The organism is Photobacterium minamisatsumaniensis, assembly GCF_050336695.1.
GTDB classification, from domain to species: domain Bacteria; phylum Pseudomonadota; class Gammaproteobacteria; order Enterobacterales; family Vibrionaceae; genus Photobacterium; species Photobacterium minamisatsumaniensis.
The window spans coordinates 64750-89136 of record NZ_JAKJSI010000032.1; the positions used below are offsets into that span (position 1 = coordinate 64750).

Annotated in this window: 21 protein-coding genes; 6 read left to right on the top strand and 15 right to left on the bottom strand. The window is 46.7% G+C overall.

The genetic code is table 11. From position 1 onward, the window contains the following. Nucleotides 1–51: 51 nt before the first annotated feature. From xerC to lptM, 5 genes are read right to left on the bottom strand one after another with little or no spacing between them, the layout of a single operon-like run. Nucleotides 52–957: a tyrosine recombinase XerC gene (gene xerC / locus L4D78_RS17635; protein ID WP_428468159.1), complete on the bottom strand. Its 906-nt coding sequence runs from the start codon at nucleotides 955–957 to the stop codon at nucleotides 52–54. Continuing rightward, complete coding sequence (locus L4D78_RS17640; protein ID WP_428468160.1) at nucleotides 954–1658, bottom strand: DUF484 family protein; 705 nt, start codon at nucleotides 1656–1658, stop codon at nucleotides 954–956. The genes xerC and L4D78_RS17640 overlap by 4 nt, the downstream gene beginning before the upstream one ends. After that, entirely contained in the window at nucleotides 1655–2485 is an 831-nt protein-coding gene (gene dapF, locus L4D78_RS17645; protein WP_428468161.1) for a diaminopimelate epimerase, read from the bottom strand. The genes L4D78_RS17640 and dapF overlap by 4 nt, the downstream gene beginning before the upstream one ends. A gap of 14 nt (nucleotides 2486–2499) precedes the next feature. Next, on the bottom strand, nucleotides 2500–3753 hold the full coding sequence (gene lysA / locus L4D78_RS17650; protein ID WP_428468162.1) for a diaminopimelate decarboxylase: 1254 nt from the start codon (nucleotides 3751–3753) through the stop codon (nucleotides 2500–2502). A 25-nt stretch (nucleotides 3754–3778) separates the two neighbouring features. Further along, nucleotides 3779–3892 carry an LPS translocon maturation chaperone LptM gene (gene lptM, locus L4D78_RS17655; protein WP_428468163.1) on the bottom strand — a complete coding sequence of 38 codons (114 nt, stop codon included), beginning with the start codon at nucleotides 3890–3892 and terminating at the stop codon, nucleotides 3779–3781. Between the two features lie 78 nt (nucleotides 3893–3970). On the opposite strand from lptM, the gene cyaY reads away from it, so the two are divergent. Further along, a complete protein-coding gene (cyaY, locus tag L4D78_RS17660; RefSeq protein ID WP_428457782.1) occupies nucleotides 3971–4285 on the top strand; it encodes an iron donor protein CyaY in 315 nt (104 codons plus the stop codon). A gap of 13 nt (nucleotides 4286–4298) precedes the next feature. Here cyaY and L4D78_RS17665 read toward each other — a convergent pair whose 3' ends face one another. Continuing rightward, entirely contained in the window at nucleotides 4299–6863 is a 2565-nt protein-coding gene (locus tag L4D78_RS17665; RefSeq protein WP_428468164.1) for a class I adenylate cyclase, read from the bottom strand. Between the two features lie 402 nt (nucleotides 6864–7265). Between L4D78_RS17665 and hemC the strand changes: the two genes are divergently transcribed. The 4 genes from hemC to L4D78_RS17685 are packed head-to-tail and all read left to right on the top strand — an operon-like array spanning nucleotide 7266 to nucleotide 11369. Beyond that, nucleotides 7266–8198, top strand: a complete 933-nt coding sequence (gene hemC / locus L4D78_RS17670; protein ID WP_428468165.1) for a hydroxymethylbilane synthase — start codon at nucleotides 7266–7268, stop codon at nucleotides 8196–8198. Beyond that, nucleotides 8199–8966 carry a uroporphyrinogen-III synthase gene (locus tag L4D78_RS17675; RefSeq protein ID WP_428468166.1) on the top strand — a complete coding sequence of 256 codons (768 nt, stop codon included), beginning with the start codon at nucleotides 8199–8201 and terminating at the stop codon, nucleotides 8964–8966. Further along, the gene (gene hemX, locus L4D78_RS17680) at nucleotides 8959–10185 is read left to right on the top strand and encodes a uroporphyrinogen-III C-methyltransferase (RefSeq protein ID WP_428468167.1); all 1227 of its coding nucleotides are present in this window, start codon (nucleotides 8959–8961) and stop codon (nucleotides 10183–10185) included. The genes L4D78_RS17675 and hemX overlap by 8 nt, the downstream gene beginning before the upstream one ends. Continuing rightward, entirely contained in the window at nucleotides 10182–11369 is a 1188-nt protein-coding gene (locus L4D78_RS17685; protein ID WP_428468168.1) for a heme biosynthesis HemY N-terminal domain-containing protein, read from the top strand. The genes hemX and L4D78_RS17685 overlap by 4 nt, the downstream gene beginning before the upstream one ends. Before the next feature lie 358 nt (nucleotides 11370–11727). Here L4D78_RS17685 and L4D78_RS17690 read toward each other — a convergent pair whose 3' ends face one another. The 3 genes from L4D78_RS17690 to L4D78_RS17700 all read right to left on the bottom strand — a co-directional run bounded on the left by L4D78_RS17690 (nucleotide 11728) and on the right by L4D78_RS17700 (nucleotide 16271). After that, complete coding sequence (locus L4D78_RS17690; protein ID WP_428468169.1) at nucleotides 11728–12126, bottom strand: hypothetical protein; 399 nt, start codon at nucleotides 12124–12126, stop codon at nucleotides 11728–11730. A 122-nt stretch (nucleotides 12127–12248) separates the two neighbouring features. Next, complete coding sequence (locus L4D78_RS17695; protein ID WP_428457789.1) at nucleotides 12249–13019, bottom strand: class I SAM-dependent methyltransferase; 771 nt, start codon at nucleotides 13017–13019, stop codon at nucleotides 12249–12251. A gap of 96 nt (nucleotides 13020–13115) precedes the next feature. Next, nucleotides 13116–16271 carry an EAL domain-containing protein gene (locus L4D78_RS17700; RefSeq protein WP_428468170.1) on the bottom strand — a complete coding sequence of 1052 codons (3156 nt, stop codon included), beginning with the start codon at nucleotides 16269–16271 and terminating at the stop codon, nucleotides 13116–13118. Between the two features lie 172 nt (nucleotides 16272–16443). Here L4D78_RS17700 and asnC point away from each other — a divergent pair, with 172 nt between their 5' ends. Next, nucleotides 16444–16905, top strand: coding sequence for a transcriptional regulator AsnC (gene asnC, locus L4D78_RS17705; protein ID WP_428468171.1), 462 nt, complete (start codon nucleotides 16444–16446; stop codon nucleotides 16903–16905). Nucleotides 16906–16953: 48 nt separating this feature from the next. On the opposite strand, the gene hemB is transcribed toward asnC, so the two are convergent. The 6 genes from hemB to L4D78_RS17735 form a co-directional block, all read right to left on the bottom strand. Beyond that, nucleotides 16954–18003 (bottom strand): porphobilinogen synthase, encoded by a 1050-nt coding sequence (hemB, locus tag L4D78_RS17710; RefSeq protein WP_428468172.1) that lies wholly within the window; start codon nucleotides 18001–18003, stop codon nucleotides 16954–16956. Nucleotides 18004–18056: 53 nt separating this feature from the next. Next, complete coding sequence (gene tatD, locus L4D78_RS17715) at nucleotides 18057–18851, bottom strand: 3'-5' ssDNA/RNA exonuclease TatD (protein ID WP_428468173.1); 795 nt, start codon at nucleotides 18849–18851, stop codon at nucleotides 18057–18059. A gap of 63 nt (nucleotides 18852–18914) precedes the next feature. Further along, nucleotides 18915–19856 (bottom strand): ABC transporter permease, encoded by a 942-nt coding sequence (locus tag L4D78_RS17720; RefSeq protein ID WP_428468174.1) that lies wholly within the window; start codon nucleotides 19854–19856, stop codon nucleotides 18915–18917. 2 nt (nucleotides 19857–19858) lie between these two features. Then, the gene (locus L4D78_RS17725) at nucleotides 19859–20836 is read right to left on the bottom strand and encodes an ABC transporter permease (RefSeq protein ID WP_428457795.1); all 978 of its coding nucleotides are present in this window, start codon (nucleotides 20834–20836) and stop codon (nucleotides 19859–19861) included. 70 nt (nucleotides 20837–20906) lie between these two features. Continuing rightward, nucleotides 20907–22463, bottom strand: a complete 1557-nt coding sequence (locus tag L4D78_RS17730; protein WP_428468175.1) for an ABC transporter substrate-binding protein — start codon at nucleotides 22461–22463, stop codon at nucleotides 20907–20909. 100 nt (nucleotides 22464–22563) lie between these two features. Beyond that, complete coding sequence (locus L4D78_RS17735; protein WP_428468176.1) at nucleotides 22564–24282, bottom strand: dipeptide ABC transporter ATP-binding protein; 1719 nt, start codon at nucleotides 24280–24282, stop codon at nucleotides 22564–22566. Between the last annotated feature and the right edge of the window lie 105 nt (nucleotides 24283–24387).

The window sequence follows — 24387 nt, forward strand, 5'->3', positions numbered from 1 at the left end:
GCCAGTAACTCCAGTGATTATAATGCTCAAAGGGGGAGCAAGTACTCGCGACTACTTTCGCTTGGCACGAGGGTGAGCGTCATCATAGACTTTTGCCAAGTGCTGAAAGTCCAAGTGGGTATAAATTTGTGTCGTTGATAGATTGGCGTGACCAAGCAACTCTTGAACCGCCCGCAAGTCACCTGACGATTCCAGCATGTGGGTAGCAAAACTATGGCGCAATTTGTGTGGGTTAATATGGCTGGATACCGCCTGCTTCTGCCCCCATTCAGCCATTCGTTTTTGTACGTTCCGGTTTGAGATACGTTGGCCGAGCTTTGACACAAATAATCCGGGTTCACCCGGTGAGGCAAGTTGCCCTCGCACTTTCAACCAATGGCCAACCCACTCACGGGCAAGGCCAGCAAACGGTGCAATACGCTCTTTGTCACCCTTACCAATCACGCGGATATCACCTTTACGTAGGCTGATATCTTTCACGTCGAGGTTAACTAATTCAGACAAACGCAAACCAGCGCCATACATCAGCTCCATCATCGCCCGATCACGAATAGACAGCGGATCGTCACCATCAACACTCAACAGCTGATCCATTTCATCAACATCCAAGTTTTTGGGTAATGGCCGCGCTTTACGTGGTGCAGAAACCCCTTTCGCAGGATTGGCCTTAAGAAAGCCCTGTGACACCAAGTAATCTAAAAAGCTACGTAAAGCAGAAAGGCGCATTGATAGGCTGCTCGCTTTAAGCCCATCTCGCTTTCCCTTACTGGCAAGCTGTCGTACCCAGCCAGCATCAACGAGTTGCCAATCAGTTACACCTAAATCGACCAGTTGCTCTGCCATTGTCGTGAGCTGACGCTTATAGTTCTGCTGAGTATGCAGGCTGAGCTCTCGCTCGCTACGTAAATACTCATAAAAACGCTCGAGCGGCTTTTCCAGATCTTTCGGTAAACTCACTCAATAACCTCGCGAGAGTATTCCCAATGGTGTATCAGCCTTGTCAGCACCAATGCCAGTTGCTCAACAAACAAAGTATCCATCTCTGGTTGGAAATGTCCGCCATCAGCACTTGCAAAGCTCAAGACACCAATAGGGCGTTCGCTCCCACCGAGTGGCAGCACCACAAATGACCCTAAATGTGGAGGCAGCTCAAAGAGCAGGTCACTTTCTTGTTTACGCAGTCGACCTAAATAAACCGGACGCGACACTAAGCGAGAGCGGCGAAGCCCTTCAAACTCTCGACGTTCAAGTAATAATTGGTCATCAAGACTATCAAACAAACGTAAACTCACATCCAGTTCAAGCTTCATGGCAAGGTCATCTAATACCAGCAGCGCTTGATAAATATTGTGGGTTTGGAATAGCTGCTGCTGCGCCTGGGCAAAGACATCAAATAACTGACTATTTTTAGCCGCGGCCCCGACCAAGCCCGCCATTTTACCTTCTAACTCTGCTACCTGAGCCCGCAACCTTTCTAATTGAATATCAACCAGCGATACCACACCACGATCGGTATGGTGAACCTGGATACGTGTCAGCAGATCAGGGTGCCGGATAAAAAAGTCAGGGGTGGCCTGCAGAAAATTGGCCACCTCTTGCTCTGTTAACTCAGTTTGAGGGGCTGGCGACAGCTCATCAAACTGGTATACATCGGTCATAATACAATTTGTCCATCAAAGACATGGGCGACAGGCCCTGTCATATATAACGGTTGCCCTTCACCTTGCCAGCGAATATGCAGGTCGCCACCAGGCAGTGAGACCTTTACATTTTCATCTAATAAGCCTTGTATTCGGCCAATCGCAACCGCCGCACATGCACCGCTGCCACAGGCTTGCGTTTCACCCGCGCCACGTTCATACACACGAAGATTCACTTCACTAGGGTTGCACACTTGCATAAAACCAACATTCACTCGGTCAGGAAAGCGTTCATGAGACTCAAGTAATGGGCCCAATGTATCGACATCTGCTGTCAATACATCATCAACCACGGTAACACAGTGCGGATTGCCCATACTGGCAGCGCCACAGAATAGTGTTTTATCGCCAGCGCGTAACAAATAGGTTTTTTCCATTTGCTTAGCTTTAAACGGGATCTTACTTGGCTCAAAAATCGGTACACCCATATTTACAGTGACCTGATTATCGTTCTCAAGCTTTAACATCATCTTTCCGGCTTTGGTGCTAACCGAAATGTGATACTTATTGGTCAGCCCCTTCATCCAGACAAAGCGAGCAAAACAACGGGCGCCATTACCACACTGCTCAACTTCACTGCCATCGGCATTGAAAATACGGTAATGGAAATCGGTTTCAGGATCGTACGGTGGCTCAACAACCAATAACTGGTCGAAACCAATGCCACGGTTACGATCCGCTAACCGCCGGATACAATCCGGCGAAAAAAACACATTCTGGGTTACGCAATCGACCACCATAAAGTCATTGCCCAAGCCATGCATTTTTGAAAAGTTAACCTGCATGATGTTCCTTATCGTTATTCTGGCAACAGGTGCTCAGACTGCCATAACTGCGCCAACTCCTCACGCTCACGCACTACGTGAGCCTTAGGGCCGTCGACCATGATTTCTGCGGCTCTCACTCGAGTATTATAGTTTGAGGACATCACGAAACCATAGGCACCCGCTGAACGCACGGCCAACAAGTCACCCGGTTCAAGGCACAACTCGCGATCTTTACCAATAAAGTCGCCCGTTTCACAAATAGGCCCAACAAAATCATATAACTTCGCACGGCCTTCACGCGGTACAACGGGCACGATCGCCTGCCAAGCTTGATATAGCGTTGGACGGATCATGTCATTCATTGCCGCGTCAACAATCGCAAAGTTTTTATACTCGGTATGCTTAAGGTACTCAACGCGAGTCAACATCACACCCGCATTAGCAGCAATCGCACGGCCAGGTTCAAAAATTAATTCAAGATCAGCGTGCTCAGTCAAACGTGCCAGTAATGCTTTTGCATAATCAGACGGTTCAGGCGGTCGTTCATCACTATAAGTCACCCCTAGACCACCACCCACGTCAAGGTGATCAATCGTAATCCCTTCCGCTTTCAGTGTATCAATGAGGGAAAGTAAACGGTCGGTTGCATCAATAAAAGGATCTATCGCCGTCAGTTGCGAGCCAATATGACAATCCATACCGGTCACTTTAAGGTTAGGCAAACGCTGCGCAAGGCGATAAACCTCAGGTGCACGTTCGAACGCAATACCAAACTTATTATCACGCAAGCCTGTTGAAATATACGGGTGCGTCTGGGCATCCACGTCTGGGTTGATCCGTAAAGACACGGGAGCCACTTTACCCAGCTCGCTAGCAACCTGATTTAAACGTTCAAGCTCAGGCTCTGATTCTACATTGAAGCATTTTATGCCTAGCTCCAGCGCCCGTTTCATTTCAGCTGCCGTTTTACCCACGCCAGAGAAAACCACCTTTGATGGCTCACCACCAGCGGCAATCACGCGCTCTAGTTCACCGCCAGAAACGATATCGAAACCCGAGCCCAAGCGAGCCAGTACATTCAGTACGCCAATGTTTGAATTTGCCTTCACCGCATAGCAAATCAAATGCGGGTGATTCGCCACCGCTTGGTCAAAGGCATTCCAGTGGCGCTCTAATGTCGCACGTGAATAAACATAAAGTGGCGTGCCGAAACGCTCTGCAAGTTCAGTCAGTTGAGTCTCTTCAGCCCAAAGCTGACCGTCTTGCTGGTAATTAAAGTAATCCAATGTAGTCTCTTCCCTGTATCAACGCTTATTGTTGTTGCTGTTGCTCTGAATCATCAGGCATATATAACGGCCCACTCTGACCACAGCCGGTCAGGGCAAGAACACTCAGTACGAAAATTGCTAATAAACCTTTGCGCATTTTTGAAAGCCAGTGATTATCATTTCAATGCCCTCTATAATCGCACCAACACTAGGAAAAGCAATAGGACGTAATGGGATGAATGATACAGAATTTCATAAGTTAGCCGATGAAGTGCTAATGAGCATCGAAGAAGGCATTGATGAGTCAGGTGTCGACATCGACTATGAGACCACTGGCAACGTGCTAACACTTGAATTTGAGAACCGCAGCCAAATCGTAATTAACCGCCAAGAGCCGCTGCATGAGATATGGCTAGCGTCTAAATCTGGTGGCTATCACTTCAAATTTAAAGAAGGGGAATGGCACTGTACACGCAGTGGTGAAGAACTGATTTCACTGGTAAAACAAGAATGCTCACTGCATGCAGAAGAAGCGGTAGACTGGTCATAGCCTACCGGTGTCATTAACGCGACGACAAGCCCATCATTGCGGTGGCGGCTTTTGCCGCCGGTCGTCGCGGGATTTTCTGACCACTCTTGTATGGTAGCACTTGTGCCTCACCACGGTCGTTATACACAATATCGTAAAACTGTGGCAGGTTAAAATTGATAAAATTAGCGCTATAACTAAAGCGATCCTGGGCTGAGGTGTAAAAACGGTTTACCCCATGCACCATCTCATCCTTATCACCGTTACACTGGCGATAAACTTCAATACGATTGGTTTCGTCCAAAATATAAATGTTGAACCCTTCATCGCAGTCTTCAAAGAAAAACTGAATTAAACCTTCACTGGCATAAGAATCAACAATTTCAGGTGGATGTGGCTCATCGGTTTTCCCCATCACCAGATTAGCCGATCCCATCAGTTTATTACTTGAGATACAGCTGTAAAAATCCACTGAATTTTCAAGTTTCTGCACTGATACACCACGGCGCTCAAAGAATAGTCCATGGGTTTGTTTACCAATGCGGATCGCTTTGAAACGACGGCGCTTTTCTTGCTCAACGGGCTTCAAGCGCATTTCAATGCATTCGGCCACCAATTGATACACCAAGTTACGGATCAGGCCTCGCATGTGCTTGCTGTAACAAAAGACATCAACTGACTCTGGCGGCAGGGCATCTTGGTGCATTTTGCCCAGCACGGTTTTCAGCGCATCGAGCATGGCATTTTCACCAGTAAAATTCAGCGTACGCACTTCATTCCACGAATTGCGATATACCAAATCCACACTTCCCACTAAGCATGCCTGCTCTGGGCCATAGCTAAAAATATCCGTATTTTTAAAATCAAACCGAACCGAGCGGTTTTTTAATTCCGTGGTTGGATCGCTTTCAAGGTTCACAAACAAACCGAGTTGGCGGATCTCACATGGGCTCGATAATGCCTGCAAGCTCGGTTGTGGACGTCTGATCGGGAACGTATTGCGAATATCACTCACCAACTGATACAACTTATCAATGTCGAGCGCTGAGTCACGTACGACGGTATGCAAACATGTCGACTCAGTCAGCAACCCATTGAAGTATGCCCACGCCACGAGTTTACTCAGGTAGCGGTTATGCTCTAACGGCGTACGACCGAGGATTGCTATCGGGTCTAAAGACTGTTTATACAAATACCAACCTGCAGTATTTGTTCGCCCCGCAGGCACTTGGATAAGCGTGAGATCTTCCTCGTGCAAATCAGGGGAGAGCTGTGGGTTTAACAAGGTCACTTTACCCGGTAGCACCTCAAAAGCGGCATACAGTTTGCGCGCCAAAATGCTGATATCTTCCGGGCTAATTGCCGAAGTGATGTTGTTACGGCGAGCAAAGCGGATCAAGTTACGGTAACTCAGCATTAACGCGTCGAGTAACCCATTATGGGCACTTTTAACCAGCTCAACTTTCCAATCTCGGCGATTATCCAGCTCCAACAACACTTCATGCGACCACTGCCAACTATCCGTCAGTTCTTGCAGCACTTTACGGCGCCAAGGTACCGAGCCTGAAGCCGGCTCTCGAGTGAGCTTTTCATGGGTTTTGAGATAGAAACAGCGGCGAACTAAATCGAGGCGGCGGTGATCGTTAATGCGCTCAAGGTAACGTGTGACCTTTTCGAGCATAAGAAAATAAGCATCCATACAGAATTCAGTGCGATCTATAGCAAAGAACCGACGCTTGCCATCAACACTTAATAACTGGGTATGTGGGTATTCCCATGAGTAAGCTTCAAGCAAAATCGCCTTAAGCACCGACTTGTATGGCGAGTCGATACTTTTGTATAGCTGCCATAAGCTGGAGCCAAAATACTCTTCTGCAGGAATGCGAGCCAACCCACCAAAATCAATCCACTCATTACGGCGGATATAACCATCTCGTTCAAGATAATCGATATATTCGTCGTAACACTCTTCCATTTCAGGTGGCACCATAAACCATAGAAGGCGTTGGCCAGCCATTTGTACCGCTGAACGATAAAACTCATCAAGCAGCAATAAGTGCTGGCTTGAGCCACAGTTTTCACCGGTCATTTTTTCAGAAAAGTTTTCGCGGAAGCGATTCTCGTCAATCAGGAAAAAGTTTGCTTCCACCCCTTTTGCCATCGCCCATTCTGAAACCAGAGAACATTTAGCATCTAATGCAGCACGCGCATCAGCAGGTAAATCGGTACGGATACAAACCCAGATATCAAGATCACTGGTAAGACTTTGCCCTAACGATGAAGTGCTGCCCATCGCATAAAGACCAAGAATTGGACACTTATCATCACTAAGTGAAGGAGGAGTAACAGATGCTGAAAAAGCCAACCCACAGTCATCAATAAACTGTTGTTGTTGCTCAGTGACGTCAAACGCCGCGATCCCCACCGGTACGGCTTGGTCAAGGTAGCCGGGGACTGATGGGTGATTATGATGAAGCAAGACACTTAGCAGGTTAAATACCTGCTCAGATTGCGTATTCATTGCCGCACGAGCCCGCTCACGTCGTAACTCGTTAAGCTGATCCTGTCTACTTTTAAGCGTTTCTATATAGTTCTGCAAATTACTCTTCCAAGAGCTGCCAGCTTGAGAGCGGCCCAAATCTTGTCATTAATGATGTAGAAGTGGCTCTACACATAAGCAAAAACGTGATCAATCTAACAGTTTTTGTATTAACCGTAAAGATAGTGCTGTTTTATGACAATTTGTGAATGGACGGCAATCTTGCCAGTCGACCTTTCCATAGCCCTGCTCACCTGAAGCTAGTACAAACCGAATGATCCGCCAGTTTACGACGTATAATGGTTCTATCACGTGAACTTTATGTGAACAATATCACATTAATTATCGCTGATATCAAGACAATACTGCTTCATCGCACTGACAGCCATAAGTGAATTATCATCATGGTTCAGTAGTGATAGGATTAATGTAAATAGCTAGCTTAACAATGGAACCAATTCTATGACTGACACCCCTATCCGTATTGCCACACGCAAAAGCCCACTGGCCATGTGGCAAGCCGAATTTGTAAAAGATGCCCTCGAGCAAGCCCACCCTGGACTGTCTGTAGAATTAGTACCAATGGTAACCAAGGGCGATATCATTCTAGATACCCCACTAGCCAAAGTCGGCGGGAAAGGCCTTTTTGTTAAAGAGCTAGAAGTTGCCATGCTGGAAGGCCGTGCTGATCTCGCAGTTCACTCAATGAAGGATGTCCCGGTCGATTTCCCTGAAGGCCTTGGCTTGGTCACTATTTGTGAACGAGATGACCCTCGTGATGCATTCGTATCAAACACCTACCAAAGCATAGATGAACTACCAGCAGGCGCTGTTGTCGGTTCATCAAGCCTGCGACGCCAGTGCCAGATTCGAGCCCAGCGTCCCGATTTAGTGGTAAAAGATCTACGCGGTAACGTAAACACTCGTCTGCGTAAACTCGATGATGGTGAATACGATGCCATTATTCTTGCTTGTGCCGGCCTAAAGCGCTTGAAGATGGAAGACCGTATCCGTGATGCGATTGCTCCAGAAACTAGCCTACCGGCAGTAGGACAAGGCGCCGTTGGTATCGAGTGCCGCTTGGATGATCAGCGTGTTCGTGATTTGCTGAATGTTTTAAACCACCCAGATACCTCTACGCGCGTTTTATGTGAGCGAGCGATGAACAATCGCCTTCAAGGTGGTTGTCAGGTGCCAATTGGTGGTTACTCTGAACTTCAAGGCGATCAAATTTGGCTTCGCGCCCTCGTGGGTGAGCCTGATGGCAGTAAAATGGTCCGCGGCGAAATTAGCGGCCCAGCAGCAGATGCAGAACGCCTAGGTACCGAGTTAGCAGAACAACTGCTGGCGGATGGTGCTAAAGACATTCTTGATAAGCTTTACGGCAACGCGTAAATGACCGTACTGATCACCCGCCCCGCACCCGACTGCCATCAACTTGTCCAGCAACTTGATGCGGCGGGGATCAGTGCCATTGCCCAGCCGCTGTTAGAAATTAAGCCTGGTCAACAGCTTGAGCAGCTAATTTCACAGCTTCAGCAATTAAAAAAAGATGATTTCCTGATTGCCGTCAGTGTTAATGCTGTCAACTTAGCGCACAATTACTTAATGTCAGTGGGTGCCAGTTGGCCGAAAAACGTGCATTATATAGCTGTCGGACATAAAACCGCCGAAATGTTGAAATCCCGTACCGAACAACCGGTAAGGTCGCCAACAGAACGGTGCGACAGTGAAGGATTACTAGCCCTGCCAGAACTGTCTGATGTAAATGGAAAACGCATATTAATTTTACGAGGTAATGGGGGGCGAGAGCTCATTTATCACACTCTGCAACAACGTGGAGCTAACGTAAGTTATTGTGCAACCTATCAGCGCTGCTGGATCCCACTTGATGGTCAAGCGCTTTGCCAGCAATGGCAACAGCGGCATGTCTCAAAAATGGTGATCACTAGTGGTGAACAACTGAGCCATTTGGCACAGTTAGTACCCGACAATGCTAAAGCTTGGTTTTATCAATGCCACCTTTTCGTACCAAGCCAGCGAATCGCCAATCAAGCAAAAAAGCTTGGTTTTACTACAATTTCCACTGTGGGAAGTGCTGCTAATGGCCCGCTTTTCACTACCCTAAGAAAAATAGGCACGATGGGAAAATCGGATGACTGATAAAAAAACTAATAATGACAAACCTGCAGATAACCAAAAATCCGCAGCGACAAATACTTCTGAGAAACAAGGTCACGCGAGTGCCAAAGCGCAATCGCCAAAACAGCCTACATCAACCAAAGCCGAAGAGCCTCAGAAAGCAGCAACCGCCGCAGAGACCCCTGAACAGCCAAAACCAACAGACGAAAAGAAAAGTGGTAGCAAAACAGGCGCTATCGCTATTGCGCTCGTGATCGCTTTGGGGGCGGGCCTTTATTACCACGGCCATCAGCAAACGCTAACTCAAAACGCCCAAATGGCTGCGCTGCAACAAGAACTCAGCAGCATGCAATCTACATTGAATGCGAGCCAAAAAGATACCCTAAGTCAGGTACAAACTAGCCTACAAAGCAGCCAGCAAAGTACCAGCGTATCGCTAGAACAACAGAATAAGTCCATTACAGGCCTGCAAATGGCACTGTCCGAAATGAAAGGACGTCGCCCTAATGACTGGCTGCTCGCAGAAGCGGACTACCTCGTCAAAATGGCAGGTCGTAAGTTGTGGTTAGAGCATGATACCGTTAGCGCGACCGTGCTACTTGAATCTGCAGACCACCGCATTGCCGAACTAAACGATCCAAGCCTAACCCCTATTCGCGAAGCGATGCATACCGATATTACGGCATTAAAAGCCGTGGCGCGTGTTGACCGTGACGGCCTTGTACTACGCTTAACGAGCCTACAACAGCAGGTCGCAAATCTACCCCTTGCTAATGCGATTTTGCCTGAAGCGGATCTCGTTGAAGCCGCTGATGTCTCCACATCGGTCGATGATTGGAAGCAAAACCTCACAACATCACTGAAAAACTTCAGTGAGCACTTCGTGACGTACCGCACCCGTGATGGCAGTGTTATTCCTCTACTTTCGCCAAAGCAAGATTTCTACCTGCAAGAAAATATCAAATCTAAGTTAGAAACAGCCATTAAGTCGGTTTACCGTGAACAAGGTGAGCTATATAGCACTTCGCTGGCGATGGCAAAAGACTGGGCTGAGCAGTTCTATAATATGGACGATCCAGCAGCACAGAGTTTTATTAGTACCCTTGATGCGCTAGCCAGCGAAAATATTGAAGCAAGCTACCCAAGCCAGCTTAATTCGCAATCTCTGATCACCGACGCAGTCAGCGATCGTCTACGCCAGCAAGTTAAGCCACTTAGCACAGAGGAGAACCCAGCATGATCAAACTATTGTTGCTGGTTGCTGCGCTAATCGCCGGTATTGTTGCCGGGCCGATGCTGGCTGGTAATCAAGGCTACGTGCTGATCTCGGTAGCAAACCAGACTCTCGAGATGAGCCTAACCACACTCATTTTGTTCATTGTCATCTTGTTCGGTGCTTTCTTTTTACTAGAAACCATCTTAAAACGCTTATTCTCATTGGGTAGCTCGACGCGCGGCTGGTTTTCTGGCCGTAAAGCACGTAAAGCACGCTTACAAACCTCAGCGGGTTTAATGAAGGTCATCGAAGGTGACTGGAGACAAGCTGAAAAGTTGGTCGTGAAGTCCGTTAAGCACAGTGACACACCACTTTTAAACTACCTTGCAGCAGCAGAAGCAGCACAAGGTCAAGGTGATGCCAGCCAGCGTGATGAATACCTCAAGCAAGCAGCAGACATTGATAGCCAAAGCCTTGCCGTTGCCTTAACCCGTGCCAAACTTCAGTTTCGCCAACAGCAGTACGAACAAGCAATGGCAACATTGCAGGAAATCAAATCAGATCATAGCCGCAATCCAGTATTACTCTCGCTACTCAAAGAGTGCTACTTAAAGCTTGAAGACTGGAAACCACTACTCGCACTTCTACCTCAGCTTGAAAAAGCGGGTGTGCTTCAAGCCGAAGATATTGCAGTACTGGAAGTACAAGCAGAATGCGGCATCATGAAGCACCTTGCCAAGCAAGGTGGCAGCGAAGGCTTAATGGGTCACTGGAATAGCCTAAGCCGTAAGGCAAAGCTACGCCCAGAGTTAGTTGCATGCTTTGTAACCCTCATGAGTGAGCATAATGCTGACAGTGAAGCATACGGCGTATTGCGTGATACATTAAAGAAGAACAATGACAACAGCCTCATTGAGCTTGTACCAACGCTGAAGCTAGCTGACTACCACCCAGCTATTGTTCGCCTGCAAGATTTGCTACGTTATGACAGCAGCAACCCAAGCACTCACAGTGCATTAGGGCAGCTATTCATACACGAAGAGAAATGGGAAGAAGCGAAACAGCATTTTGAGAAAGCTATCGCGCTAAACCCCAATGTTGCTGACTACGGTTACTTAGTGAATACGCTAGAGAAGCTCGATCAAGCCCAAGCTGCTGCAGATGCATCTCGCCAAGCGTTAACATTGGCACTACCAGCTAAAAATTAACAATTGAGCAACATTACATTTTGACATCAAAAAGCACCCGAATGGGTGCTTTTTTATACCCTAAAGCCATACTTTATGTGTCTTTCACCACATAATTGTTTCCAATTGTTAACAGTCATTTCATCTTATATCTATCCTATTGCTAGCAGTATGTAAAAAGTATTCAATAGATACTCTTGTTGCTCAACAGATGGATAGCTAACTATGGATATACTTCCTTGGTTAATCGTTTCTGGCATCATTGTTTCTGTGATCACCTGCTTAATGACAGCAGTACTGATCAAAGAATCATAATTGCCAGATACAAAAAAACCTCCGCTTGGAGGTTTTTTTGTATCTGGAGATCGAACACCGTCTGCTATAGCTGCAATGCTCTCTTGGCTTTTTGCAGCGCTTTATCATAACGCTTCACCGCTTTTGCCGCTTTTTTCAACCGCTTATTTTTAACTTTTGCTATCGCCTTCAGCTGCTTTGCTTGCTTCTTCGTCACCACTGGTGAAATCGCACTCTCCGTTTGTTCAATCTGCTCTAGCGCCGACAAATGTACTTGAACTTCAGATTTCGATACCGCTGAATCAGCAATAGGAGAAGTGGTAAGCTGCGATGTTAAAGCACTCGGCTTGCACAAATATGTTTTATCACTGGCAACGCGGGCACAACTGCTGCAAATAAAATTAGGTGTGCTAACAATTTTGCTGATCTCTGCAAACTTATCCGCAATTTCAATACGACGATACTTACATAATGACTTTGCCATTACTTCTTCCTCCAGCAAAGACAACCTACTTGGTGTCCACCTTCTTTCCATCATAGTGGTAAACAACAGCTAACAGGTAAATTGGTATTTTGATCATTTATACCAATGCATCAACTGAAAGGCTACTTCATCGCAGCTTTGACATAGACATCAAAGCGATTTTTTTTGGTTTCAATGGCCGTTGACGGCTTTTTATCTGCTAAAAATTCCGCGTAATCAGGGCGCTTAACCACCACTCGTTTCGTCGCTAATGCCAATGCAGGAGCCAATAATGCGTCAGCATCAAGGTCAGGGCCAACTAGCGTTTGGAAAACTCGCATTTCTTTTTTAACTAACGCCGACTTTTTCTTGTGGGGATACATTGGGTCAAGGTAAACCACATCGGGTGCAACAAAATCAGGATCAGCGGCTAATTGCTCTAACGCATTATGGCTAGAAGCATGTAATAGGGTTAAACGCTCGCTCACCCATCCACCAATGTCGCCATCCTGCTTGGCACGCTGTAAACCATCATCAAGTAATGCTGCTACTACAGGGTGACGCTCAACCATTTGCACCTTACAGCCTAGCGAGGCCAATACAAATGCATCACGCCCTAAGCCAGCGGTACCATCAACCACCGTTGGCATGACTCCCCCTTTCAAACCCACCGCTTTTGCGATTGCCTGACCACGACCACCGCCGAATTTGCGACGATGAGCCACAGCACCACCAGCCAAGTCCACAAACACTGCCCCTAGCTTCGGTTCATCAAGCTTACGTAACTCTAAACGCTCAGCGGTCAAAACCAACGCAAACGTACTCTCAGGGTCATGAGTCAGTCCCCATCGAGCAGCAAGCAGGTCGAGGTCATGTTGGCGTTCTGAGTTTTCACAAGTTAAGGCTAGTTGCACAGGGCTCTCCGGTTCATTAACAATCCTGCATTTTATGTCATTCGGCAGAAAATAAGGCGTGGGATTATATACCCAAGCGGCCTCTCGATGCTCGTTTCAGCAATAATTACTTGGCGGTACCACTTTTTTATCTGCGCTCAATTGCTCAACCAGTTCCGCAAGAGGCAAAGGTTGGCCGAATAAAAATCCCTGCGCATAATCAACACCCAACACTTTAAGGTGCGCTAGTATCGCTTCACTTTCCACAAATTCAGCCACCGTTTGTTTGCCCATTTTCTTCGCCAGCTCATTGATCGCTTTGACCATTGCAAAGTCCATTTCATCATCGGCAATATCACGGACAAACATGCCATCGATTTTGATGATATCAACAGGCATTCGCTTCAAATAGCCAAACGAAGATAGCCCTGAACCAAAGTCGTCCAGTGATATCTTACAACCCAATGCTTTCAACCGAGTAAACAGCTGGATAGCTTCACTCATATTACCAATCGCCGCCGTTTCGGTAATTTCGAGGCACAGCTTTTGAGTGGGTAGCCCTGAACCACTGATCTTATCAATTAAGAAATGGACGAAGTCACGATCTCCCATTGACTGGCCAGATAAGTTAATGGCACACATTTCAAGTTCGGATACCGCTTCTGGATGGTCGAGCAACCAATTAATGACCTCATTAACCACATAACGATCAATCAAATGTGCGAGGTTATAGCGCTCGGCTGCTGGCATAAAGAGGGCTGGAGAAATCATCTCGCTGTCTTGACTGCGGATCCTCACCAAAATTTCATAGTGATGCTGTGTACTCACAGCGCCTAGAGGTGCTATTTTCTGAGCATACAACTCCAGCCGCTTTTCAGCTAGCGCCTTACGGATCAAGCTAACACATGCCATTTCTTGCTCACGGCGACGCAATTCTTCGTCATCCGGGTGGTACAAGTGAAGTCGATTACGACCTTCATCTTTTGCGGCATAACACGCCGTATCAGCCTGAGCATGCACCTGCTGAGACGAACCCGCCGTTTCATCGATCAAGCGAATACCAATAGAGCCACTAAAACTAAATCGGGTGCTCTGCCAGTAAAATGAGGCTTCATCAAGCACGTACAATATTTCACGACCAAATTTCACCGCTTCTTCTAAGGTGCAATGATGCAAAATAATTGCAAATTCATCGCCTCCAAGGCGGGCCAACATCGCTTGCTCAGGCGTGATCCCTTTCAGTAACCAAGCGACTTGTTTCAACGCCTCATCGCCAGCTTCGTGACCTGCGGTATCATTAATGACCTTAAACTGATCAAGGTCGATATAGAACATGGCATGGCGCGCCCCTTTATCTCGCGCTTCAACCAATACCTGCTCAAGGTGCCGCTCAAAATAATTGCGATTAAACAAGTCGGTAAGATAATCATGGCAGGCTTGATAAGCGAGCTGCTCTTCCAGAGCTCGGGTTGAGGTAATATCTTCCCCGACCACCAGCAGCTGTTGTTTCGACTGCATCGAACGGATCACCTCACGAATCCATACACGCTGCCCATCTGCACAGCAATATTGCAGTTGGCGTCGCCAGACCTTGTTGTCCTCACTATCACTCGCGGTCGAAATAAATTGCTGAGGCTTGAGCTCGCCATGATGATAAAAGTCAGACACTTTATGACCGAGCAACTCCCGTTTGCTATAACCGAGAAGATCGGCAGCAAACTGGTTTACCGATTGAATTCGAGACTGGCGGTCAATGGTCATTAGCATGACGGGTTGCTGCTCGTACAGCAGCCGGTAACTCACCTCTCGCTCTCGCAGTTTTTCTTCCATTTGATAGCGCGTTGTGACATCTCGAGCTTCAAATAAAACTTGGGCTTCGCCACTGACCCCATAGGGCAAGCGCTTCATCGAAACATCCAACATCCGGTAGCCATCTTCCGCACTTTGAACCTCTAACTCCAGCCGCATTTGCTGATCGAGTTCAACACGTTCAAAAGCTTGCTTTAGGGGCAGCATTGCCGCTTTATCCCAGCAATACCACTGCCAGATTGCACGATCATATTTCATCGCAGAACGACCGAGCAGCCCTTGCAAAGCGAGGTTGCCAGAGATCAAAGTACCATTAATATCCAGTATCCCGATGTATTGAAAGCTCTGATCAAATACACCAGCAAATAAAGCACGGCTCTGCTTTAACCGCTGTTCGTCATTTTTTAGCCGACGAATCACAATACTCAGCAGAATGATCACCCCCCCCATTAAACCTAAGGACACGGTGAGCACTCGGATTTCATTTTGGTAGCGTTCAAGCCAGCCCGCAGGTTGGTTCAACACCAGCACATCACTGTTATCAACATTCAGCCCCCAGCGAGACATAACGGGGTAGTTAAAAATCTTTTTGCTTGGGCTTCTGACAAAAACTGGGTATTGGGAAAGTTGATTATTCACGATGCTCAGCAATAACTCGCCTGCTAGTTGCCCCTTCTCAAAACCACTGGTCATTACACCGCCGACCACCCCATATTGCAGCATATACTGATATGAAGCATAGACGGGCGCTGACGACGCCTGCGTTAGTTGACCGAGAAAATCATCGCTATCCATGTAGTGGCCGGTATTGTCGCGGAAATAGCTAAGAAAAAGCACGGCAGAATTTAGAGGAAGCTCTGTAACCTCCTGAAAAAGATCACTAAAGGTATCATTTTCAACCCGGGTAACCTCAAGATCGAGGTAATTTGCTGCAAGGTAGTCGACTAGCCCTTGCCATTTTGCCTGTCCCGTTGCTGTATTATCAGCAAACACATAAACCTGCTGAAGATTGGGCTGAACAGACAGGGCCAATGACAGGTTATAAGATGGGTCGCTTTGCTCTAGCACCCCCGCCACCTTAACCAATCCACGGTGCTTATTAGGGTGGTAGCCATTCACTCCAACTAACACTACGGGGGTGTCACCAACCACATCGCCAAGCTGATTCACCAGCCATAGCGCATTATTATCAGCGGCAACAATTGCCCGATAGCGCTTACGTTTTAATTTTGCACGATAAATATCGAGCAACTCTGCCATGTAGGTACTGGATTGATAGCGCTTACTGTCCATATAACTAACACTGAGAGAAACGGAGGAGTGCTCAGTTGCCGCTTCTATGCCAGCTTGTAGAGAATCAGTCCACTGCATGCCTTGGTGATACGAGTGAATAACTAAGATGTCTTGCTCTTGAGCAGAGGCTATCCCGCCCCATAAAAAAAACCATACAACGAGAAACCGCATAATGAGAAAGAAGTCCTGTCTGACTGTGTATTGGTTATATCCATTCTTGCTGACACTGAGTGTCCCCCAGTCAAGATGATATTTATTGCCTTTGTTTATTTATATTTAGAGACTTAGGCGTGGACAGTATAAGATATGAGCATGCTGGTATAAACAAAGGATTGCTTGCATCATGACACCTTCAATTCGAATCGATGATCTCGACCGTGAAATCCTCAACGCACTCATGACCGACGCGCGTACCCCTTACGCTGAAATGGCTAAACGCTTTAATGTTAGCCCTGCAACAGTGCATGTCCGGGTTGAAAAGATGCGTGCAGCAGAAATCATTACAGGCACAGAGGTGATAATAAACCCGAAATTACTTGGGTATGACGTTTGTTGCTTTATTGGCATCAACCTTAATGCCGCCCGCGACTATCATTCCGCACTGGCCAAACTGAACGAATTAGACGAGGTGGTAGAGGCTTACTACACGACTGGGGCATACAATATTTTTGTAAAGTTGATGTGTAAGTCCATTGAAGAACTGCAGTATGTGTTGATCGACAAGCTGCAAGCCATTGATGAAGTTCAATCAACCGAAACTCTGATTTCATTGCAAAACCCCATAAATCGTAACGTGCAGCCATAGAAAAGCGAGGCTAAATAGCCTCGCTCTAACAAATTAGTCACGCTGGTATTATTCTGGCTTATTGTCTAATTCAGCGCCACGCTCTGCGGCTTCTTCTGCTAACCACTCAGCCACACTCTTGGCAAAGTAAGTCAAAATACCATCTGCGCCCGCACGCTTGAAACACACCAATGATTCCATCACCGTTTCGCGCTCTTTCAGCCAACCGTTCTGAATCGCAGCCATGTGCATCGCGTATTCACCCGAAACCTGATAAGCAAAGGTGGGTACCTGCAATTCGCTTTTCACACGGCGAACCACATCCAAATAAGGCATGCCAGGCTTCACCATCACCATGTCTGCGCCTTCATTGATATCCATCGCCACTTCATGCAATGCTTCATCGCTGTTTGCAGGGTCCATCTGGTAGGTTTTCTTATCGCCACCCTTTAGGTTGCCCGACGAGCCGACGGCATCACGGAATGGTCCATAATAGTGAGAAGCGTATTTTGCGGAATAGGCCATAATCTGAGTATGGATATGACCCGCTTCCTCAAGAGCTTCTCGAATAGCGCCAATACGACCATCCATCATATCTGACGGCGCAATAACATCGGCGCCCGCTTCAGCATGTGATAATGCCTGTTTGATCAGTACTTCTGTAGTGACATCATTAACTACGTAGCCATCGTCATCAATAATGCCGTCTTGACCATGGATTGTGAACGGATCAAGAGCGACATCAGTGATCACCCCCATCTGTGGCACGTGCTCTTTCAGTAAACGTACAGCACGTTGTACTAAACCTTCAGCGTTATACGCCTCTGCTGCACAAATGGATTTAAAGTCTTGAGAAACAACAGGGAACAGCGCAATCGCTGGTACACCCAGCTTAGCTAGGTATTCCGCTTCTAGCAGCATTAGGTCAATAGACAAGCGCTCGATACCCGGCATTGAATCCACTGTTTCACGGCGGTTTTTACCCATCAGGATAAACATTGGATAAATAAGATCACTGGCTGAGATCTGGTTTTCTGCCATTAAACGACGGCTAAAGTCATGCTTGCGCATGCGACGCATTCGGCGAGCTGGAAACGCGCCCTGAATAGATACAGACACTGCATACTCCTTGTTGAAGGTTAACGTTCTTTTTGCTGATAATACCACTCCCATCAGGTGACAGGAGATCCAATTTGAAAAAATGCCTTCGTGGTCGTATATGACTGAGCCATAACGACTTCAGCAGGTTGACGGCGGCATTCAGCTATTACAGTCGCAATGTGGGGCAAAAATTTGGGTTCATTACGGCTCGATTTAGGTTTTGGTCGATAATCTCTCGGCAATAGATAAGGGCAATCAGTTTCGATCATCAGCCTATTATCTGGAATATACTGCACAATATTACGTAGCTCAGTCCCCCTACGCTCATCACACACCCAGCCGGTAATACCGATGTGTAAATCAAGTGCTAAACACTCGCGTAATTCCGAATCGCTGCCCGTAAAGCAATGTAACACTGCAGCAGGCAATTTATCCCGCCATGGCTTAAGGATATCAATGAAACGTTCATGTGCGTCACGGCAATGCATAAATACAGGCATGTTCAGCTCTGCAGCCAAAGCAAGCTGCGCTTCAAACACGGCTTCTTGTTGCGGGCGGGGGGAAAAGTCACGATTGAAATCCAAGCCACATTCGCCAATTGCCACAACTTCTGGCGATAGGGCTAAGTCACGGATTTGAGGAAAGGTTAGATCATCGACTGTTTTGGCGTCGTGCGGATGAACACCAGCAGTACTATAGCAATATTGAGGCCAGCGACGTGCCATCTGCAACGCCTGCTGGCTTTCTTCAATGCTAGTGCCAGTTAGGATCAGCCCGTTGACACCCGCTTGTTGTGCTCGACTAATAACCTCATCGCGATCTTTATCAAATCGGCTATTAGTCAGGTTCACCCCGATATCTATCATGATTATTCCATTTAAAAACGTTCTATACCGGAATAACTTAGAGGACTCGGGGCAGTTTGGCTATCACCCTTTGTAAATTTTTGGGTTAAAGGCATCACGCAGCCAGTCACCCAATAGATTGATCACCAAGACAAGCGATACCAACACAATACCTGGGAAAGCGGTTATCCACCATGAACCAGAGAATATGTAGTTAAAGCCAATACTTATCAACGCACCTAGTGAAGGCTGATCAACGGGTAACCCTAAGCCTAAAAACGACAGTGCCGCTTCCGACATAATGGCATTTGCGACTTGCACGGTTGAAATCACCAAAATCGGCGATAAGCAGTTTGGTAAAATATGACGAAACATTATACGAGGCGCCCTAAAGCCCATCACTTTTGCGGCTTCAACATATTCTTTTTTCTTCTCTGCCAGCACCGAGGCTCGAATCGTTCGCGCATATTGCGGCCACTCAGCCACACCAATGATCACCACCAGCATTATCACCGCGTATTGACTATATAGCTGAGCGCCAAGAGCTGCACGGAAGATGGCAGACACAATGATCGCCACCATCATTGTTGAAAACGAAAGTTGGATATCGGCAAAGCGCATCAAAAAGCTATCAATTCGCCCGCCGTAATAACCCGCAGATAGACCAATTACCACCCCTAAAACCATCTGTACCGCGACAGCCAGCAGGCCGATCATCAAAGAGACCCGCATGCCATAGAGAATGGTCGACAAAATGTCTCGCCCTTGTGGATCCGTTCCTAGCAAGAAGCGAGGATCAGAATATTCCATCCAAACAGGCGCCATCTCTGAATCCATGATGTCAATTTGGCTCAGATCGTACGGATTAAAGGGGGCAATCAATGGCGCAAATAGCGCACTCAGGAAAAAGGCCATGAATAGCGCAAAGCTCACCATCGCCACTTTATCTTTTAGAAAGTAATAAATAATGTCGGAGTTTTTAAATCGCTCCCAGCGACTTGGATAATGCATTGGAGTAGAAGACATCGTTACTCTCCCTTACCAGTAAGATTGACAGTGGGGTTGATCAGCCCGTAGAGCAAATCGACAATGGTATTGGTAACGACAAAAATCAAACCAACAAAAATGACATAGGCGGTAATGAGCGGTGTATCGACACGGTTGATCGCTTCAAGAAACAAAAAGCCAGTGCCCGGCCACTGAAAAACAGTCTCTGTTAGTATGGTATAGGCAACCATGGTACCGATTTGTACCCCACCTACCGTGATCACTGGTAGCATGGTATTTTTCAGCGCATGCTGGTAATAAATTTTATTGGATGCCAACCCTTTTGCTTTCGCAAATTTAATGTATTCGGAGCTCAAGACTTCCAGCATTTCGGAGCGAACTAAACGAATAAAAAGCGGTAACATAATCGACGCTAGCGCCACACACGGCAAGACAAGGTGCGCTAAACCGTCAAGGTTGAATAAACCTGACTGCCACCCAAAGGTATCAGTGGTGGTGCCTCTCCCATAAGAGGGTAACCAACCTAACTCAATCGAGAAAACATACATCAGCATGATGGCGGTAAGAAAGACCGGAATGGATATTCCGATACTGCTGAAAGCCATAATCACTTTAGTCATAAAACTATTGGGTTTAATGGCGGAATACACCCCCAACGGAATAGAAACCACAATAATGATCACCGCGGCGCCAAACACCAGTTCAAGTGTCGCCACCAATTTATCTAAAATGACATCAAGCGCTGGACGCTTAAAGAAATAAGATGTCCCTAAATCACCTTGTACAGCATTGCCAACAAAGCGCGCATATTTGGTTACAAAGGGGTCATTCAACCCTAAATCATCGCGTAACGCTTGGCGCTCCGATTCCGAGACCGATTGACCAACTAACTCACGTAACGGGTCACCCAGGTTATCCTGAATGGCAAAAGCCACCAAGCTGATCACAAACATCACTATCAGTGCCTGATACAGGCGCTTGACCAGAAACGTCAACATTCCTTGCCCCTTATTTCGTCCTTAAAACAACATCAGGCCCTTTCAGGCCCGATGCATTATCTGGTAGTGATTACTTCTCTACCACTAAATCACCGAAGTACGGGAAATTCATCGCGTTAACAATCGGTTTAATCTTAACGTTTGATTTTGCTGCCCACGCTAAGTTTTGGAAGTGAAGCGGTACAAATGCAGCGTCATCGTATAGCGTTGCTTCAACTTGCTTCAGCATCTGCGAACGTTTAGCCGGATCCGTTTCGATATTTGCTGCATCCACTAACTTGTCCATATCACTGTTAGCATAATAACCACAGTTATATTGACCACGACCTGTTTCTTCATTACGTGTCATCGTCAAGAATTCAGATAGGTTGGCAGAATCTTCGGTATCAGAGTGCCAGCCAATCATCATCATATCTGCAGCACACACATCAAATTCAGGCCAGTATTGCGCTTTAGGCATTGTTTTCAAATCAACCTGAATACCAATTTTCGCCAGCATTTGTGATGCCGCTTGTGCGATGTTTGCATCATTCACATAACGGTTGTTTGGCGCCATCATGGTTAGTTTGAAGCCGTCTTTATAACCCGCTTCAGCCATTAATTCTTTTGCTTTAGCGACATCAAAACGTGGCACAAGCGCTTCGTTATAACCTGCGTACCCTTCAGGGCTTTGTTGGCCCGTCGCGGTAGCAAAATCACGCATGATACGCTTAACAATACCTTCATTGTTAATTGCATGAACAATCGCCTGACGTACACGCACATCTTTCAATGCTTCGTGACTGTTCTGGTTCATTTGGAAAGAAATAAGGCGGGTACCAGCCATTGTTACAAGGTCGATATCTTTAGATTGTCCAACACGGCGGTGATCGTTTGGCGCTACAGGAGCAATCATATCTACCCCACCAGAAAGCAGTGCCGCAACACGCGTGGCATTCTCTTTGATTGGTTGCAGTGTGATTTTATCTACGTTACCTGGCGATTGTGTATCCCAGTAGTCAGCAAAACGTTCGAACTCTACTTTTACGCCTTGCTCACGCGCTGTCACGATAAACGGCCCAGTGCCTGACATATTGGTTGATGCAAAAGAGTTACCATGCTTAACAATGTCAGCTTTGTCTTTACCATCGGCCGTTTTACCCGAATAAAACTTACTGTCCATTGGGAAGATATAAGTGGCGGTCTGCAAGACCAATGGGTATGGGCCCGTCGTTTTCAACTCAATCGTGTAAGCATCGACTTTTTCAATACCAGTGAATGGGTCAAAAATGGCTTTGAAGTCAGCCGATTCTTTCAAACGATTGAACGTCCAAACCACATCATCGGCTGTCATCTCATTGCCAGAATGAAACTTAACGCCTTGACGTAAGGTAAATTGGAACGTTTGATCATCAACACGTTTCCAGCTTGTCGCTAAACGAGGTTCAAAATCTAACTCTTGATCAAAACGTACCAGAGGATCAAAAACCATGTGCGATAGTTGTAGCGTACCACCAGATAATTGCTCATGTGGATCCATCGATACAGGATCGGCATCGTAAGCCACTTTAATGTCGGCAGCTGTAGCACTGAAACTTAAACCTGCCGCGATCAGTGCAACAGCTAGCTTACTCTTAATGGTTTTCATGCATAACTCCTTTATGCGGGGAGCGAACTCCCTTTCTGTTGTGATTACTTGTTATGAATACTTTGACTGGCTCATGCGATACTTTGAGCCAAGGTAACAATCAAGCTAACTTCAGTCCTTCTTGACTGATGCCTTTAAACTCTGGCATCAGTGAAATTAGGTGTTTGCTATACGCATGCTTAGGGGCAGTAAACAGCTGTTCTGTAGGTGCAACTTCAAGTAGCTCCCCTTTTTGCATAACACCGATACGATCACACATTTGGCGGATCACTGGTAAGTCATGACTAATAAACAGCATGGTGAGATTCAGCTCGTCTTGCAGATCTTTGAGTAGGTTAAGAATTTGTGCCTGTACCGAAACATCTAATGCAGAAGTCGGTTCATCACAAATCAATAAACGAGGACGGGTTGCTAACGCTCGGGCTATCGAAATACGCTGACGCTGGCCACCAGAAAACTCATGGGGGTATTTTACACCCGCAGCAACACCTAACCCGACATGATCAAGAAGGTCATTTACAATTTGTCGCGTCTGCGCTTCACTCTCGGTTAATCGATGGAAACGAATAGGCTCGGCAATGATATCCATAATTTTCATACGTGGATTCATTGAAGAATAAGGGTTCTGAAATACCATCTGCATCTGGCGGCGTAACGGACGGCGATCTTTTTCATTTTTCAATGCGGTAAGATCGACCCCTTCAAACGTGATTTTGCCTGAGTTTGGCGGGTATAAACCAGTGATCGCTCGGGCTATCGTCGACTTCCCAGAACCAGACTCTCCTACCAAGCCGAATGTTTCACCTTCAACAATTTCAAAGCTAACATCATTATTCGCTTGTACGTATTCACGGCGGCTTTCAAAAAATGAGTTTTTGGTGATAAAGCGTAAACTAACGTTTTCCACCTGAAGTAACGCCCCCGTATAGCTGCGCTGATCTTCACTTTGTCCCAGCCAGTGATTTTTAACGTCGAGCTGGCTCATCTCATGGGCTTCTTCAATGTAGCTTACCAGCGGAAAACGCTTAAGCTTAATATCAGAGCGAGGTACGGCAGAGATAAGACTCTGGGTGTAAGGGTGATTTGGACGACGCAGTACTTGCTCTGTCTCACCAATCTCAACCAAATCACCACGGTACATCACAGCAACCCGATCGGTCACATTGGCCACCACGCCCATATCATGAGTCACCAGCATACAGCCGACATTTTTCTCTACACACAGCTTACGGATCAAATTAAGAATTTGATCTTGAATCGAGACATCCAGTGCGGTGGTGGGTTCATCGGCAATGATTAAATCAGGCTCACCCGCAAGTGCTATCGCAATAACAACGCGCTGACGCATTCCGCCTGAAAACTGGTGAGGGTATTGCTTAATGCGCAACTCTGGCTGAGGGATCCCAACCTGCTCCATTAAGTTCAGGGCACGCTTGAAGGCATCCTCCTGACTGACCTTCAGGTTGGTCACAATCGTTTCAGTTAACTGCTGTTCAACTGTAAATAGAGGGTTCAATGATGTCATCGGGTCTTGAAAAATAAACCCAATTTTTGTCCCTCTTACTGAACGCATCTGGTTATTATCAAGCCCAGATATTTTCTCTCCATCAAGGAAAACATCACCACTGGCTATTCGCCCCGGAGGACTCAATAAATCGATTACCGCATTACCAACGGTTGATTTACCCGCACCTGACTCTCCAACAACCCCGACAATTTCACCGCGTTCAATAGAAAATGACAACGATTTAACAGCTGCGTGAACGCCATGACGCGACGGATATTCAATACGTAGGTTCTTTACTTCCAATAAAGCCATTACCAGACCCCAACTGCTTGGCAGCTTTCTGCCCTGTCTGAAAAATTGATTCCCTTCAATCAGCATAATTTGCTGAATATATGTTCAGGACACAATCTGTCAAAA